At 68.9% G+C, this 15,550-nt stretch carries 10 protein-coding genes; all 10 read right to left on the bottom strand.

Going from position 1 to position 15,550, the window contains the following annotated elements; translation table 11 throughout:
- Positions 1 to 660, bottom strand: a complete 660-nt coding sequence (gene rplC, locus ACT17Q_RS03935; RefSeq protein WP_094180755.1) for a 50S ribosomal protein L3 — start codon at positions 658 to 660, stop codon at positions 1 to 3.
- A 23-nt stretch (positions 661 to 683) separates the two neighbouring features.
- The gene (rpsJ, locus tag ACT17Q_RS03930) at positions 684 to 992 is read right to left on the bottom strand and encodes a 30S ribosomal protein S10 (RefSeq protein WP_013117879.1); all 309 of its coding nucleotides are present in this window, start codon (positions 990 to 992) and stop codon (positions 684 to 686) included.
- A gap of 279 nt (positions 993 to 1,271) precedes the next feature.
- A complete protein-coding gene (locus tag ACT17Q_RS03925; RefSeq protein ID WP_444664861.1) occupies positions 1,272 to 1,541 on the bottom strand; it encodes a hypothetical protein in 270 nt (89 codons plus the stop codon).
- Between the two features lie 163 nt (positions 1,542 to 1,704).
- Positions 1,705 to 2,544, bottom strand: coding sequence for a hypothetical protein (locus ACT17Q_RS03920; protein WP_444664859.1), 840 nt, complete (start codon positions 2,542 to 2,544; stop codon positions 1,705 to 1,707).
- 203 nt (positions 2,545 to 2,747) lie between these two features.
- Positions 2,748 to 3,941: an elongation factor Tu gene (tuf, locus tag ACT17Q_RS03915; protein WP_094180758.1), complete on the bottom strand. Its 1,194-nt coding sequence runs from the start codon at positions 3,939 to 3,941 to the stop codon at positions 2,748 to 2,750.
- 122 nt (positions 3,942 to 4,063) lie between these two features.
- A complete protein-coding gene (gene fusA, locus ACT17Q_RS03910) occupies positions 4,064 to 6,166 on the bottom strand; it encodes an elongation factor G (protein ID WP_094180759.1) in 2,103 nt (700 codons plus the stop codon).
- A gap of 75 nt (positions 6,167 to 6,241) precedes the next feature.
- The gene (gene rpsG / locus ACT17Q_RS03905; protein ID WP_048342519.1) at positions 6,242 to 6,712 is read right to left on the bottom strand and encodes a 30S ribosomal protein S7; all 471 of its coding nucleotides are present in this window, start codon (positions 6,710 to 6,712) and stop codon (positions 6,242 to 6,244) included.
- Between the two features lie 4 nt (positions 6,713 to 6,716).
- Entirely contained in the window at positions 6,717 to 7,085 is a 369-nt protein-coding gene (gene rpsL / locus ACT17Q_RS03900; protein WP_013882841.1) for a 30S ribosomal protein S12, read from the bottom strand.
- A gap of 608 nt (positions 7,086 to 7,693) precedes the next feature.
- Positions 7,694 to 11,563: a DNA-directed RNA polymerase subunit beta' gene (locus ACT17Q_RS03895; RefSeq protein ID WP_094180760.1), complete on the bottom strand. Its 3,870-nt coding sequence runs from the start codon at positions 11,561 to 11,563 to the stop codon at positions 7,694 to 7,696.
- Positions 11,564 to 11,693: 130 nt separating this feature from the next.
- Complete coding sequence (gene rpoB / locus ACT17Q_RS03890; protein ID WP_444664855.1) at positions 11,694 to 15,203, bottom strand: DNA-directed RNA polymerase subunit beta; 3,510 nt, start codon at positions 15,201 to 15,203, stop codon at positions 11,694 to 11,696.
- Positions 15,204 to 15,550 lie beyond the last annotated feature (347 nt).

Here is a 15,550-nt window from a genome sequence, read left to right as displayed (position 1 = left end):
TCACGCACCCTTCACAGCGGTACGCACGACGACGACGCCGTTCTTGGGGCCGGGGACGGCACCCTTGACGAGCAGGAGGCCCCGCTCGGCGTCGACCGCGTGCACGGTCAGGTTCTGGGTGGTCTGACGGGCGACGCCCATCCGACCGGCCATACGCAGGCCCTTGAACACGCGCGACGGCGTCGACGCGCCACCGATCGAGCCCGGCTTGCGGTGGTTGCGGTGCGCACCGTGGGACGCGCTCACGCCGGAGAAGCCGTGACGCTTCATGACACCGGCGGTGCCCTTGCCCTTGGTGGTACCGATGACGTCGACGAGCTGGCCTGCCTCGAAGACGGTCGCGTCGAGCTCCTGGCCGAGCGTGAACTCGGCCGCGTTCGACGTGCGGATCTCAGCCACGTGCCGACGGGGGGTGACCCCCGCCTTCTCGAAGTGGCCCTTGAGCGGCTTGGTGACCTTGCGCGGGTCGATCTGGCCGAAGGCCAGCTGGACAGCCGCGTAGCCGTCAGCCTCAGCGGAGCGGACCTGCGTCACCACGTTCGTGCCGATCTCGACGACCGTGACGGGCACGAGGCGACCGGCCTCGTCCCACAGCTGGGTCATGCCGAGCTTGCGGCCGAGCAGCGCCGTGACGGGGCGCGCGTTCTGCTGGGTAGCCATGAGGATCAGTTCCTTCCCAGCGATCAGAGCTTGATCTCGATGTTCACGTCCGCGGGCAGGTCGAGACGCATGAGCGAGTCGACGGCCTTCGGCGTGGGGTCGATGATGTCGATCAGCCGCTTGTGCGTACGCATCTCGAAGTGCTCGCGGCTGTCCTTGTACTTGTGGGGCGACCGGATGACGCAGAAGACGTTCTTCTCCGTCGGCAGCGGCACCGGACCCACGACCGACGCACCAGCGCGAGTCACCGTGTCGACGATCTTGCGCGCCGAGCTGTCGATGACCTCGTGGTCGTAGGACTTGAGCCGGATGCGGATCTTCTGTCCCGCCATGGCGTCCTCTACTTCTCTCTCTTCGAACCAGTCCTGTCCGACCCCCGCGCTCGGGCGTGTCGCGTTGAGCGACGCACCAGGGCGCTGCGTACCGTGCGGTACAGGATCGGTGGTTGTCGTCGAACCGCCACCACCGGGTGGACCCCGGGGCTGACGCGGTTCGCCACGTCTGTCTGCCCTGCCTCAGGCGCACACGAAGGCACACCCGTAGCGGGCAACCTGAACAGTGTGCCAGACGAGGCCGTCGAACTCCAACCGGGCCCGGTCGTGACCTCGGACTCACTCCACGGCAGCGCGCGGGCGGCCCCGCACCACCTCGAGCGACGCCACGTCGCCGAACGTCGTGACGGTGCACCCGTCGTCGGACAGTCCCCCGACCCCGAGCCGCGCGTCACCGACGGCGAGCTGCGCCCCCTGCGCGACCGTCCGCACCGTCCCACCGGTGGGCGCCTCGGCGGTGCGGGAGCAGGCGCGCGGCGCATCGTCGCCGTCGAGCACGGTCACGGCGACCACCGCTGCGAGCGCGACGACGAGCACCCCGAGCCCCACCGGCACCGTGCGGCGGGTGCGGGGTTCCCGTCGCCGGGCATGCGCAGGAGCCGCCCACGCCCCGGGGGTGGTGGACGGCTCCTGCGACCTGCGCGGGGTGCGCTCGGCCGGCTCGTGCTCAGCAGGCTCGTGCGCGGTCGGCTCGTGCCCAGCGGGCGCGTGCTCAGCCGTGGTGCACCGTGAGCGTCCCGACGCCGCTCGGCACCTCGACGACGTAGTGCGGGTCCGCCTCGACGAAGCCCTCGGTGGTGAACGTCGAGCCCGACGTGACCGAGTTCTCGGTCACGTCGTCGATCATGACCTGGCCGGCGCCGCCCTGGACGACGACCTTGACCCCGACCCCGTCGGGCACGGTGAGCAGGAACGATCCGAGGCCGGCCTCGAGGTTGATCACGGACGTGCCCGTCGGCTCACCCAGGTGCACGTCGACCGACCGGGTGCCCGCGACGACCCGCAGCTCGGCGACCTCCGCCGCCGAGAGGTCACCGGAGACGGTGTCGGTCTGCACGTCGAGGACGACCGACCACTGGGCGTCCGGGGCGACCTGCACGGTCGACGACTCGCCGGAGAGCGTCGCCACCGCCGGGCTGCCCTCGGTGGCCTGCGCGGCGGCGTCGGCGCCGGTGGCACCCAGCGTGAGCAGCTTGTCGGCCGGCGCGTCCGCGCTCAGCTGCACCGTGCCGACCGAGCCCTCGATGCGCAGCTGCGCGGAGGTCGCGTCGCCGCGTGCGATCGAGGCGCTCGTGGCGGCGTCGGCGTCGTCGCCGGCCGCGTCGTCGTCGGAGCCACCGCCCAGCACGGCGTAGGCGCCGATGCCCAGGACGACGGCGATGGCGATGCCGACCACCCAGCCGACGACCTTGCCGCGCCCGGCGGGTGCGGGGCCCGACGCCGAGGAGGCGACGACCGAGTCGAAGGACGGGGAGGAGGGGGGCGTGTCGACGGCGGTCGCGGCGTCGCGACGGCCGGCCGCGTCACGCGGCGGAGGGAGCTCAGCGGACATGCGCAGGACGCTAATCGCGCGCGCCGCGCGCACGCGAGGGATCCGGACGAAACACCCGTGGGGTGAAACGTTTTGGACGGCCCTGACCGGCACCTCTTCTCCGCCCCGCGGGGCAGGGCGGAGACGGGGCCGGGACGCGCGCAGGGCCCGGGAGCCGAAGCTCCCGGGCCCTGCGTGGTGCGATCAGCCCCGAAGGGCTCGGATCACTTGAGGATCTTCGTGACGCGGCCCGAGCCGACGGTGCGGCCACCCTCGCGGATGGCGAAGCCGAGGCCCTCCTCCATCGCGATGGGCTGGATGAGGTTCACGTGGATCTCGGTGTTGTCACCGGGCATGACCATCTCGGTGCCCTCGGGCAGCGTGATGACGCCGGTGACGTCCGTCGTGCGGAAGTAGAACTGCGGGCGGTAGTTCCCGTAGAACGGGTTGTGACGGCCACCCTCGTCCTTGGCCAGGATGTAGACCTGGCCCTCGAACTCCGTGTGCGGCGTGATCGAGCCGGGCTTGACGACGACCTGGCCGCGCTCGACCTCCTCGCGCTTCGTGCCGCGCAGGAGCAGACCGACGTTCTCGCCGGCCTCGGCGTAGTCGAGCAGCTTGCGGAACATCTCGACGCCGGTGACCGTGGTCTTGATCGCCTTCTCCTTGATGCCGACGATCTCCACCTCCTCGTTCACCTTGAGCTGACCGCGCTCGACGCGGCCCGTCACGACGGTGCCACGACCGGTGATCGTGAAGACGTCCTCGATCGGCATGAGGAACGGCTTGTCGATGTCACGCACCGGGTCCGGCACGTTCTCGTCGACGGCGTCGAGCAGGTCCTCGACCGACTTGACCCAGGTGGGGTCGCCCTCGAGCGCCTTGAGGCCCGAGACGCGGATCACCGGGACGTCGTCGCCGGGGAAGCCCTGCGACGTGAGGAGCTCGCGCACCTCCATCTCGACGAGGTCCAGGATCTCCTCGTCGTCGACCATGTCGGTCTTGTTCAGCGCCACGAGCAGGTAGGGCACGCCGACCTGACGGGCGAGCAGGACGTGCTCACGCGTCTGGGCCATCGGGCCGTCCGTCGCCGCGACCACGAGGATGGCGCCGTCCATCTGCGCCGCACCCGTGATCATGTTCTTGATGTAGTCGGCGTGACCGGGGGCGTCGACGTGCGCGTAGTGACGCTTCTCGGTCTGGTACTCGACGTGCGCGATGTTGATCGTGATACCGCGCTGCTTCTCCTCCGGCGCCTTGTCGATCTCGTCGAACGGCGTGAAGGGGTTCAGGTCGGGGTACTTGTCGTGCAGCACCTTCGAGATCGCGGCGGTCAGCGTCGTCTTGCCGTGGTCGACGTGACCGATGGTCCCGATGTTGACGTGCGGCTTCGTCCGCTCGAACTTCGCCTTGCCCACTAGGTGTCCTCCTCAGGACTTGGTAGAGACTGCCCGGCTGCAGGTACCGGAAGGTACCGGCAGGACGTGCGGCCCCACGGGTCGGTTTGTGTGATGGAACTACAGGTTTCGACCTGTGGGACTTACTCGCCCCGGGTCTTCTTGATGATCTCTTCGGCCACGTTACGAGGAACCTCGGCGTAGCTGTCGAACTGCATCGAGTACACCGCACGACCCTGGGTCTTCGACCGCAGGTCACCGACGTACCCGAACATCTCGGAGAGCGGCACCTGGGCGCGGATCACCTTCACGCCCGTCGCGTCCTCCATGGACTGGATCATGCCGCGGCGCGAGTTCAGGTCGCCGATGACATCACCCATGTAGTCCTCGGGGGTGCGGACCTCGACGGCCATGACCGGCTCGAGAAGAACCGGGTCGGCCTTGCGGACCGCCTCCTTGAGGACCATCGAGCCGGCGATCTTGAACGCCATCTCCGAGGAGTCGACGTCGTGCGCCGCACCGTCGATGAGCGTCGCCTTGATGCCCACGAGCGGGTAGCCCGCGAGCACGCCGAGCTGCATCGCGCTCTGGATACCGGCGTCGACCGACGGGATGTACTCGCGCGGGACGCGGCCACCGGTGACCGCGTTCTCGAACTGGTACAGCTCGCCCTCGTCGGACTCCAGCGGCTCGAAGGTCACCTGGACCTTCGCGTACTGGCCCGAACCACCGGTCTGCTTCTTGTGCGTGTAGTCGAGCTTCTCGACCTTGCGACGGATCGTCTCGCGGTACGCGACCTGCGGCTTGCCGACGTTGGCCTCGACCTTGAACTCGCGACGCATGCGGTCGACGAGGATGTCGAGGTGGAGCTCGCCCATGCCGCCGATGACCGTCTGGCCGGTCTCCTCGTCGAGCTTGACCCGGAACGTCGGGTCCTCCTCGGCGAGCTTCTGGATCGCGATGGAGAGCTTCTCCTGGTCGCCCTTGGTCTTCGGCTCGATCGCGACGTCGATGACGGGCTCGGGGAACGTCATCGACTCGAGCACGACGGGCGCGCTCGGGTCGGTGAGCGTGTCACCGGTCGTGACGTCCTTGAGGCCGATGAAGGCGTAGATGTGCCCCGCCTGCGCCTCGCCGACCGGGTTCTCCTTGTTGGAGTGCATCTGGAACAGCTTGCCGATGCGCTCCTTCTTGCCCTTGGTCGCGTTGAGGACCTGGGCGCCCTGCTCGACCTTGCCCGAGTACACGCGGACGTAGGTGAGCTTGCCGAAGAACGGGTGCGCGGCGACCTTGAACGCGAGCGCCGCGAACGGCTCGGACGCGTCGGGGTGGCGCTCGATGACGACCTCGGGGTCCTTGACGTCGTGGCCCTCGACGGCCGGCACGTCCAGCGGCGTCGGCAGGTAGTCGATCACGGCGTCGAGCATGGGCTGGACGCCCTTGTTCTTGAACGCCGAGCCGCACAGCACCGGGTAGGCCTCGGACGCGACCGTGAGCTTGCGGATGCCCGCCTTGATCTCGGCGACCGTGAGCTCCTCGCCACCGAGGTACTTCTCGAGCAGCGCCTCGTCGGTCTCGGCGACGGCCTCGATGAGCTCGGCGCGGTACTGCTCCGCCTTCTCCACCAGGTCGGCCGGGATGTCCTCGACCTCGTACTTCTCGCCGAGCGCGGTCTCACCGCGCCAGACGAGCGCACGCTGCTCGACCAGGTCCACGACGCCGATGAAGTCGCTCTCGGAGCCGATGGGCAGCTGGAGGACCAGCGGCTTGGCCTTGAGGCGGTCCACGATCGTCTTCACCGTGAAGTAGAAGTCCGCACCCAGCTTGTCCATCTTGTTGACGAAGCAGATGCGCGGGACGTCGTACTTGTCGGCCTGGCGCCACACGGTCTCCGACTGGGGCTCCACGCCCTCCTTGCCGTCGAACACGGCGACGGCGCCGTCGAGGACGCGCAGCGAGCGCTCGACCTCGACGGTGAAGTCCACGTGACCGGGCGTGTCGATGATGTTGATCTGGTTGTTCTTCCAGTAGCAGGTCGTCGCGGCGGACGTGATCGTGATGCCGCGCTCCTGCTCCTGCTCCATCCAGTCCATCGTCGACGCACCGTCGTGCGTCTCACCGATCTTGTAGTTGACCCCGGTGTAGAACAGGATCCGCTCGGTGGTCGTCGTCTTGCCGGCATCGATGTGCGCCATGATGCCGATGTTGCGGACCTTCGTGAGGTCCGTCAGCACGTCAAGTGCCACGTTGGTCTGCCCCTTGTCGGTTGGCTCGGTGTGCGGCCGGCACACGCTGTCGCGCGCCGGCCGCACCGGCTGGAATCACCAGCGGTAGTGCGCGAAGGCCCGGTTGGACTCGGCCATCTTGTGCATGTCCTCGCGGCGCTTCACAGCGGCACCGAGGCCGTTGGACGCGTCGAGGATCTCGTTCATGAGGCGCTCGGTCATCGTCTTCTCGCGACGAGCGCGCGAGTAGTCGGTGAGCCAGCGCAGCGCGAGCGTCGTGGAACGCACGGGGCGCACCTCGATCGGCACCTGGTAGGTGGCGCCACCGACACGACGCGACTTGACCTCGAGCGACGGACGCACGTTGTCGAGCGCGCGCTTGAGCACGACGACCGGGTCCTGCTGGGTCTTCTCGCGCACGCCCTCGAGCGCGCCGTAGACGATCGACTCGGCGACGGTCTTCTTGCCGTCGAGGAGGATCTTGTTGATGAGCTGCGTGACGACCGGCGACCCGTAGACGGGGTCGACGATCAGCGGCCGCTTCGGGGCGGGACCCTTACGAGGCATCGGTTCAGCCCTTCTTCGCGCCGTAGCGGCTGCGCGCCTGCTTGCGGTTCTTCACGCCCTGCGTGTCGAGCGCGCCGCGCACGATCTTGTAGCGGACACCGGGGAGGTCCTTCACACGACCGCCGCGGACGAGCACGATCGAGTGCTCCTGGAGGTTGTGGCCCACGCCGGGGATGTACGCCGTGACCTCGACACCCGACGACAGGCGCACACGGGCGACCTTGCGCAGGGCGGAGTTCGGCTTCTTGGGGGTCGTGGTGTACACGCGCGTGCACACACCGCGACGCTGGGGGCTGCCCTTGAGGGCAGGCGTCTTCGACTTGTTCGTCTTCGCCTGCCGGCCCTTGCGGACCAGCTGCTGGATCGTAGGCACTACGTCTCCGTCTGGTAGATGAGCTCTGGTCGACCGGACCCCGTCACCCAGGACGGCCGGCAAGTGCGCGAGTCGCCGCCCGTCGCGCGGCTATCGCCTGGTCTTTCCTCCCGCACCGACCCCCGCGCTCGGGCGTGTCGCCCCGGTCCTCTGCGGCGCCGAGGCCCAGCAGAGCTGGGCGGCGGGAGCCGCGCGAGTGGCGGGGGATCGCTTGCCGCACTCGTCGTGACGTCCGTCCGGCGAACCGGACCGCGTCCGTGCGAGTGCACGCGCGAGGGCCCGACGGCGCGGGCACAGAGTCCAACGTTACCTGGCCGCCATAGCACCGTCAAAGGACCACGACTGTGACGCTCCCCGACCACATGCCCGCTCCCCCGGCGCAGCCCCGCCACCTGCGTCGGCGCCGCCGCGGTCAGGAGCAGGACGCCGCCGCACCCGGCCAGCGGCCCTCCTCGGGTGCACCCGCAGCGCCTCGACCAACGCCCACCGCGCGGACGCGGGCCACCCGTCGGGGACCGCGTCCGACCCCTCGGCGCGCGGGGCCGGGACGCCCGAGGGGGCCCACCGTCATGCGGTGGACCCCCTCGGGTCGGGTCAGGAGACCGACGTCAGCGCAGGTCGCCGAAGTCGATGTCCTCGAGCGGGATCGCCTCACCCGAGCCGAAGCCCAGGGCGGGGAAGTCGATCTCGTCGTAGCCGAACGTCGGGTACAGCTCGGCCTTGGCCTCCTCGGTCGGCTCCACGGCGATGTCGCGGTAACGCGGCAGGCCGGTACCGGCGGGGATGAGCTTGCCGAGGATGACGTTCTCCTTGAGGCCGAGCAGCGGGTCGGACCGACCCGACATCGCGGCCTCGGTGAGCACGCGGGTCGTCTCCTGGAAGGAGGCCGCCGACAGCCACGAGTCCGTCGCGAGCGACGCCTTCGTGATGCCCATGAGCTCCGGACGACCCGAGGCCGGCTGACCGCCCTCGGCGACCGTCCTGCGGTTCGCGTCCTCGAACTTCCCGCGCTCGGCGAGCTCGCCGGGCAGCAGGTCGGTCGTGCCGGAGTCGAGCACCGTCACGCGACGCAGCATCTGCCGCACGATGACCTCGATGTGCTTGTCGTGGATGTCCACACCCTGCGAGCGGTAGACCTCCTGCACCTCGTCGACCAGGTGCTCCTGCGTCTTGCGCGGGCCCAGGATGCGCAGGACCTTCTTCGGGTCCACGGCACCCTGCACCAGCTGCGTGCCGACCGCGACGTGGTCGCCGTCGTTCACGAGCAGACGCGAGCGCTTGGTGATCGGGTACGCGATCTCCTCCGAGCCGTCGTCCGGCGTCAGGACGATGCGCCGCGAGCGGTCACCCTCCTCGATCGCCACCCGGCCCGAGAACTCCGCGATCGGCGCCTCACCCTTGGGGGTGCGGGCCTCGAAGAGCTCCTGGACACGCGGCAGACCCTGCGTGATGTCCTCCGCGGAGGCGACACCACCGGTGTGGAAGGTACGCATCGTCAGCTGCGTGCCGGGCTCACCGATCGACTGCGCCGCGATGATGCCGACGGCCTCACCGATGTCGACGAGCTTGCCGGTGGCCAGCGAGCGGCCGTAGCACTTCGCGCACGTGCCGACACGCGACTCGCACGTGAGCACCGACCGCACCTTGAGGGTGTCGACGCCCGTCTCGAGCAGGCGGTCCAGCAGGACGTCGCCCACGTCGTCGCCCGCGCGGCCGATGACCTCGCCCTCCACCTCGATGTCGGTGGCCAGCGTGCGCGAGAAGACGCTCGTCTCCACCTTGTCGTGGCGGCGCAGCTTGCCGTCCGCACCCGGGACACCGATCGGCATGGTCAGACCGCGCTCGGTGCCGCAGTCGTCCTCGCGCACGATGACGTCCTGCGAGACGTCCACCAGACGACGCGTGAGGTAACCCGAGTCGGCGGTCCGCAGAGCGGTGTCCGCCAGACCCTTGCGGGCACCGTGCGTCGCGATGAAGTACTCGAGGACGGACAGGCCCTCGCGGTAGTTGGACTTGATCGGGCGCGGGATGATCTCGCCCTTCGGGTTCGCCACGAGACCGCGCATACCGGCGATCTGACGGACCTGCATCCAGTTACCACGTGCGCCCGAGCCGACCATCCGGAACACCGTGTTGCGCGCAGGGAAGTTCTCCTGCATCGACTTGGCGACCTTGTCGGTGGCCTGCGTCCAGATCTCGATGAGCTCCTGACGACGCTCGTCGTCGGTGATGAGGCCCTTCTCGTACTGACCCTGCACCTTCGCCGCGCGCGCCTCGTGCTCCTCGAGGATCGCCGCCTTCGCCGCCGGCGTGGCGACGTCGGAAATCGCGATCGTCACGCCGGAGCGGGTGGCCCAGCGGAAGCCGGCCTCCTTCAGGGCGTCGAGCGACGCCGCGACGGCTACCTTGGGGTAGCGCTCCGCGAGGTCGTTCACGATCACGGACAGCCGCTTCTTGTCGACGACGCCGTTCTCGTACGGGTAGTCGACCGGGAGCAGCTCGTTGAACAGCGCGCGGCCCAGCGTCGTCTCGAACAGCAGGGTCTGGCCGTACTCGTAGCCCTCGGGCGCGTCCTCCTCGGGCAGCACCAGGTCGTCGAACCGGATCTTCACGACCGCGTTGAGGTCGAGCGTGCCCTGGTCGAACGCCATGACGGCCTCGGCGACCGAGCTGAACGCACGGCCCTCGCCCTCGGCACCCGGCTTGTCGGACGTCAGGTGGTACAGGCCGATGATCATGTCCTGCGAGGGCATGGTCACCGGACGACCGTCCGACGGCTTGAGGATGTTGTTGCTCGAGAGCATGAGGATGCGGGCCTCGGCCTGCGCCTCCGCGCTCAGGGGCAGGTGGACGGCCATCTGGTCACCGTCGAAGTCCGCGTTGAACGCGGCGCAGACGAGCGGGTGCAGGTGGATCGCCTTGCCCTCGACCAGCTGCGGCTCGAACGCCTGGATGCCCAGACGGTGCAGCGTGGGCGCACGGTTCAGCAGCACCGGGTGCTCGGTGATGACCTCCTCGAGCACGTCCCACACGACCGGGCGGGCGCGCTCGACCATGCGCTTGGCGGACTTGATGTTCTGCGCGTGGTTGAGGTCCACCAGGCGCTTCATGACGAACGGCTTGAACAGCTCGAGCGCCATCTGCTTCGGCAGGCCGCACTGGTGCAGCTTGAGCTGCGGGCCGACGACGATGACCGAACGGCCCGAGTAGTCGACGCGCTTGCCGAGCAGGTTCTGGCGGAACCGGCCCTGCTTGCCCTTGAGCATGTCGGAGATCGACTTCAGCGGACGGTTGCCGGGGCCCGTGACCGGGCGGCCGCGGCGGCCGTTGTCGAACAGCGAGTCCACGGCCTCCTGGAGCATCCGCTTCTCGTTGTTGACGATGATCTCCGGCGCGCCCAGGTCCAGGAGCCGCTTGAGGCGGTTGTTCCGGTTGATGACGCGGCGGTACAGGTCGTTCAGGTCCGAGGTGGCGAACCGGCCACCGTCGAGCTGGACCATCGGGCGCAGGTCCGGCGGGATGACCGGGACCGCATCGAGGACCATGCCCGTCGGCGAGTTGTTCGTCGTGAGGAACGCGTTGACGACCTTCAGACGCTTGAGGGCACGCGTCTTGCGCTGGCCCTTGCCGGTCTTGATGATCTCGCGCAGGTTCTCCGACTCCGCCTCCAGGTCGAACGCCTCGAGGCGCTTCTGGATCGCCGCGGCGCCCATCGAGCCCTCGAAGTAGTTGCCGTAGCGGTCCTGGAGCTGGCGGTAGAGCATCTCGTCGCCCTCGAGGTCCGCGACCTTGAGGTTCTTGAACCGGTCCCAGACCTGCTCGAGGCGCTCGATCTCCGCGTCCGCACGCTTGCGGATCTGCGCCATCTCCCGCTCGGCCGAGTCGCGCACCTTGCGCCGCGCGTCGGCCTTGGCACCCTCCGCCTCGAGCTCGGCCAGGTCGGCCTCGAGCTTGGCGGCACGGTTGTTGATGTCGTTGTCGCGGCGGTCCGCGATCTCCTTGCGCTCCAGGTCGATCTCGTTCTGGAGGTTCGGGAGGTCCTCGTGACGGCCCTCCTCGTCGACCCACGTGATCATGTAGGCCGCGAAGTAGATGACCTTCTCGAGGTCCTTGGGCGCCAGGTCGAGCAGGTAGCCCAGACGCGACGGCACACCCTTGAAGAACCAGATGTGCGTGACGGGGGCGGCCAGCTCGATGTGGCCCATGCGCTCACGGCGCACCTTGGAACGCGTCACCTCGACGCCGCAGCGCTCGCAGATGATGCCCTTGAAGCGCACGCGCTTGTACTTGCCGCAGTTGCACTCCCAGTCCCGGGTGGGACCGAAGATCTTCTCGCAGAACAGACCGTCCTTCTCCGGCTTCAGGGTCCGGTAGTTGATGGTCTCGGGCTTCTTGACCTCGCCGTGCGACCAGGCACGGATGTCGTCGGCCGTGGCCAGGCCGATACGCAGCTCGTCGAAGACGTTGACGTCGAGCAAGGGGGTCCTACTTCCTTCGCTAGCCGGGCCCGGGACGGGCCTGCGGCGGACGGAATGGTGCAAGGGGTGGTGCGGGCGGCTCGTCGTGCGCTCTCACCCGAGGGTGGGCGGCACGACGAGCCGCTCGACGTCAGATCTCCTCGACGCTGCTCGCGTTGGGGCGACGCGACAGGTCGATGCCGAGCTCCTCCGCAGCGCGGTAGACCTCGTCGTCGTTCTGCTTCATGTCGATCGACACGCCGTCGGACGACAGCACCTCGACGTTCAGGCAGAGCGACTGCATCTCCTTGAGCAGAACCTTGAACGACTCCGGGATGCCCGAGTCGGGGATGTTCTCGCCCTTGACGATCGCCTCGTACACCTTGACGCGGCCGGGCACGTCGTCGGACTTGATGGTCAGGAGCTCCTGCAGCGTGTAGGCGGCGCCGTACGCCTCGAGGGCCCACACCTCCATCTCGCCGAACCGCTGCCCACCGAACTGCGCCTTACCACCCAGCGGCTGCTGCGTGATCATCGAGTACGGACCCGTCGAGCGCGCGTGGATCTTGTCGTCGACGAGGTGGTGCAGCTTCAGGATGTACATGTAACCGGTCGACACCGGCTCCGGGAACGGCTCGCCGGAACGCCCGTCGAACAGGCGCGCCTTGCCGTCGGGGCCGACCATGCGCTCGCCGTCGCGGTTCGGCAGCGTGCTGGAGAGCAGGCCCGTGAGGGCGTCCTCCTGCAGACCGTCGAACACCGGCGTCGCCACCGGGGTGCGGGGGTCGCTGCTCGCGGCGTTCGCGGGGACGTTGTCCTTCCAGGACACGTCGCCCTCGGCTGCCAGCGAGATGTCCCACCCCTGCGCGGCGATCCACCCGAGGTGGACCTCGAGCACCTGGCCGACGTTCATACGACCCGGGACACCCATCGGGTTGAGGATGATGTCGACCGGCGTGCCGTCCTCGAGGAACGGCATGTCCTCCTCGGGCAGGATCGTCGAGATGACGCCCTTGTTCCCGTGGCGGCCGGCGAGCTTGTCACCCGCGGTGATCTTGCGGCGCTGGGCGATGTAGACGCGCACCAGCTCGTTGACGCCCGCGGGCAGCTCGTCGCCGTCCTCGCGCGAGAACGTGCGCACCTCGATGACCGTGCCGGACTCACCGTGCGGGACCTTGAGCGACGTGTCACGCACCTCGCGCGCCTTCTCGCCGAAGATCGCACGCAGCAGGCGCTCCTCCGGGGTCAGCTCGGTCTCACCCTTGGGGGTCACCTTGCCGACGAGGATGTCGCCGGCGCCGACCTCGGCACCGATGCGGATGATGCCGCGCTCGTCCAGGTCCGCGAGGACCTCCTCGGAGACGTTCGGGATGTCCCGCGTGATCTCCTCGGGGCCGAGCTTGGTGTCGCGCGCGTCGACCTCGTGCTCCTCGATGTGGATCGAGGACAGCACGTCGTCCTGCACGAGGCGCTGCGACAGGATGATCGCGTCCTCGTAGTTGTGGCCCTCCCACGACATGAACGCCACCAACAGGTTGCGGCCGAGCGCGAGCTCGCCCTCGTCCGTCGCCGGGCCGTCCGCCAGGACCGAGCCGACCTCGACGCGCTGGCCGCTGTCGACGAGCACACGCTGGTTGTACGACGTGCCCTGGTTGGAGCGGCGGAACTTCGCGACCCGGTACGTCGACGTCGTCGCGTCGTCGTTCGCCACCGTGATGAGGTCCGCGGAGACCTCCGTGACGACACCCGGCTTCGTCGCGACGATCACGTCACCGGCGTCGACGGCCGCACGACGCTCCATGCCGGTGCCGACGAGCGGCGCCTCGGAGCGGACCAGCGGCACGGCCTGGCGCTGCATGTTGGCGCCCATGAGCGCGCGGTTCGCGTCGTCGTGCTCGAGGAACGGGATCAGGGCCGTCGCGACCGACACCATCTGGCGCGGCGAGACGTCCATGTAGTCGATGAGCTCGCCGGGGATGTAGTCGATCTCCCCGCCCTTGGTGCGGACGAGGACACGGTCCTCCTCGAACTCGCCGTTCTCCTTGAGCGGCGCGTTCGCCTGCGCGATGACGTGGCGGTCCTCGTCGTCGGCCGTGAGGTAGTGCACCTCGTCCGTGACCTTGCCCGCGACGACCCGGCGGTACGGCGTCTCGACGAAGCCGAACGGGTTGATGCGACCGAACGACGCGAGCGAGCCGATCAGACCGATGTTCGGACCCTCGGGGGTCTCGATCGGGCACATGCGGCCGTAGTGCGACGGGTGGACGTCACGGACCTCCATGCCGGCGCGGTCACGGGACAGACCACCCGGGCCCAGGGCCGACAGACGCCGCTTGTGCGTCAGGCCCGCGAGCGGGTTGTTCTGGTCCATGAACTGCGAGAGCTGCGAGGTGCCGAAGAACTCCTTGATCGACGCCACGACCGGGCGGATGTTGATCAGGGTCTGCGGCGTGATCGCCTCGACGTCCTGCGTCGTCATGCGCTCGCGCACGACGCGCTCCATCCTGGACAGGCCCGTGCGGACCTGGTTCTGGATGAGCTCGCCGACCGCGCGGATGCGACGGTTGCCGAAGTGGTCGATGTCGTCCGTCTCGACGCGGACCTCGATCGCCTCACCGCCCCGCGTGCCGGGCAGCGTGGTGGCGTCGATGTGGAGCGCCGCGAGGTACTTGATCGTCGCGACGACGTCCTCGAGCGTGAGCACCGAGTCCGTGAGCGCGGCGTCGCGGCCGAGCTTCTTGTTGACCTTGTAGCGGCCGACCTTCGCGAGGTCGTAGCGCTTCGGGTTGAAGTAGAAGTTCTCCAGCAGGGCGCGGCCGGCCTCGACCGTCGGCGGCTCGCCCGGGCGGATCTTGCGGTAGAGGTCGAGCAGCGCCTCGTCCTGCGTCTGGACGTGGTCCTTCTCGAGCGTGTCGATGACCGCCGGGTACGCCGCGAACTCCTCGCGGATCTCGCCCTCGGTCATGCCGAGCGCCTTGAGCAGCACCGTGGCGTTCTGCTTGCGCTTGCGGTCGACGCGCACACCGACGTTGTCGCGCTTGTCGATCTCGAACTCGAGCCACGCCCCACGGCTCGGGATGACCTTGGCCGTGAGGATGTCCTTGTCGGACGTCTTGTCCGCCGTGCGCTCGAAGTAGACGCCGGGCGAGCGCACGAGCTGCGAGACGACGACGCGCTCGGTGCCGTTGATGATGAACGTGCCACGCTCGGTCATGAGCGGGAAGTCACCCATGAAGACCGTCTGCGACTTGATCTCACCGGTCGTGTAGTTGACGAACTCGGCGGTGACGAACAGCGGCGCGGCGAAGGTGAAGTCCTTCTCCTTGCACTCCTCGGCCGTGTACTTCGGCGGCTCGAAACGGTGCTCGCGGAAGGAGAGCGACATGGTCCCGCCGAAGTCCTCGATCGGGGAGATCTCCTCGAAGATCTCCTCGAGGCCGGCGGTCTGCGGGACGTCGTTGCGCCCCGCCTCGACCGCGGCCGCCACGCGCGCCTGCCAGCGCTCGTTGCCCAGGAGCCAGTCCATGCTCTCGGTCTGCAGACCGAGCAGGTCGGGGACCTCGAGGGGCTCGTGGATCTTGGCGAAGGAGATGCGGCGAGAGGCGGTGCGGTTCGCGATGGCGTCGGCGGACGGTGCAGAAGGGGTGCGCGAGGCAGCCAAGAGGGGTCCTTCCCTGCGGTCGAGAGCACGCTGCGCTGCCTGGCAAGGCGCGATCCCCGGCCGCGACGGCAGTGTTCGACGCGCACGTACGTCGAGCTCCGGGTCGGGATATCTGAGATCGCGGGCACAGGCCAGCGCAAAGCGCTAGCATACTCGGCCCTGGCGCGAAAGTCCACCGGCTTCCGGCGAGCCCGGCGCGCTCTCGTCGCACCGGCTCCAGCCGGACCCTGCGGTCCGCGGCCGCGCCCGGCCCCTCGGCCGGACGGGCGACCTCGTCGTCGCCGCGGCCATGGTGGCACACCAGCCGCGTCGGGGGGAAGCCGACCGCGCCCGCACGGCCGTCCGCA

It is taken from the genome of Cellulomonas sp. CW35, from assembly GCF_052378485.1.
Taxonomy (GTDB): domain Bacteria; phylum Actinomycetota; class Actinomycetes; order Actinomycetales; family Cellulomonadaceae; genus Cellulomonas; species Cellulomonas uda.
The sequence above is the reverse complement of the archived record's forward strand: the minus strand, read 5'-3'. Positions and strand labels throughout refer to the sequence as shown.

What these genes read in the sequence shown, in the direction of transcription:
- rpsG (WP_048342519.1), bottom strand. Translation starts at nt 6,712, where the DNA reads ATGCCTCGTAAGGGTCCCGCCCCGAAGCGGCCGCTGATCGTCGACCCC.
- ACT17Q_RS03920 (WP_444664859.1), bottom strand. Translation starts at nt 2,544, where the DNA reads ATGTCCGCTGAGCTCCCTCCGCCGCGTGACGCGGCCGGCCGTCGCGAC.
- rpsJ (WP_013117879.1), bottom strand. Translation starts at nt 992, where the DNA reads ATGGCGGGACAGAAGATCCGCATCCGGCTCAAGTCCTACGACCACGAG.
- rplC (WP_094180755.1), bottom strand. Translation starts at nt 660, where the DNA reads ATGGCTACCCAGCAGAACGCGCGCCCCGTCACGGCGCTGCTCGGCCGC.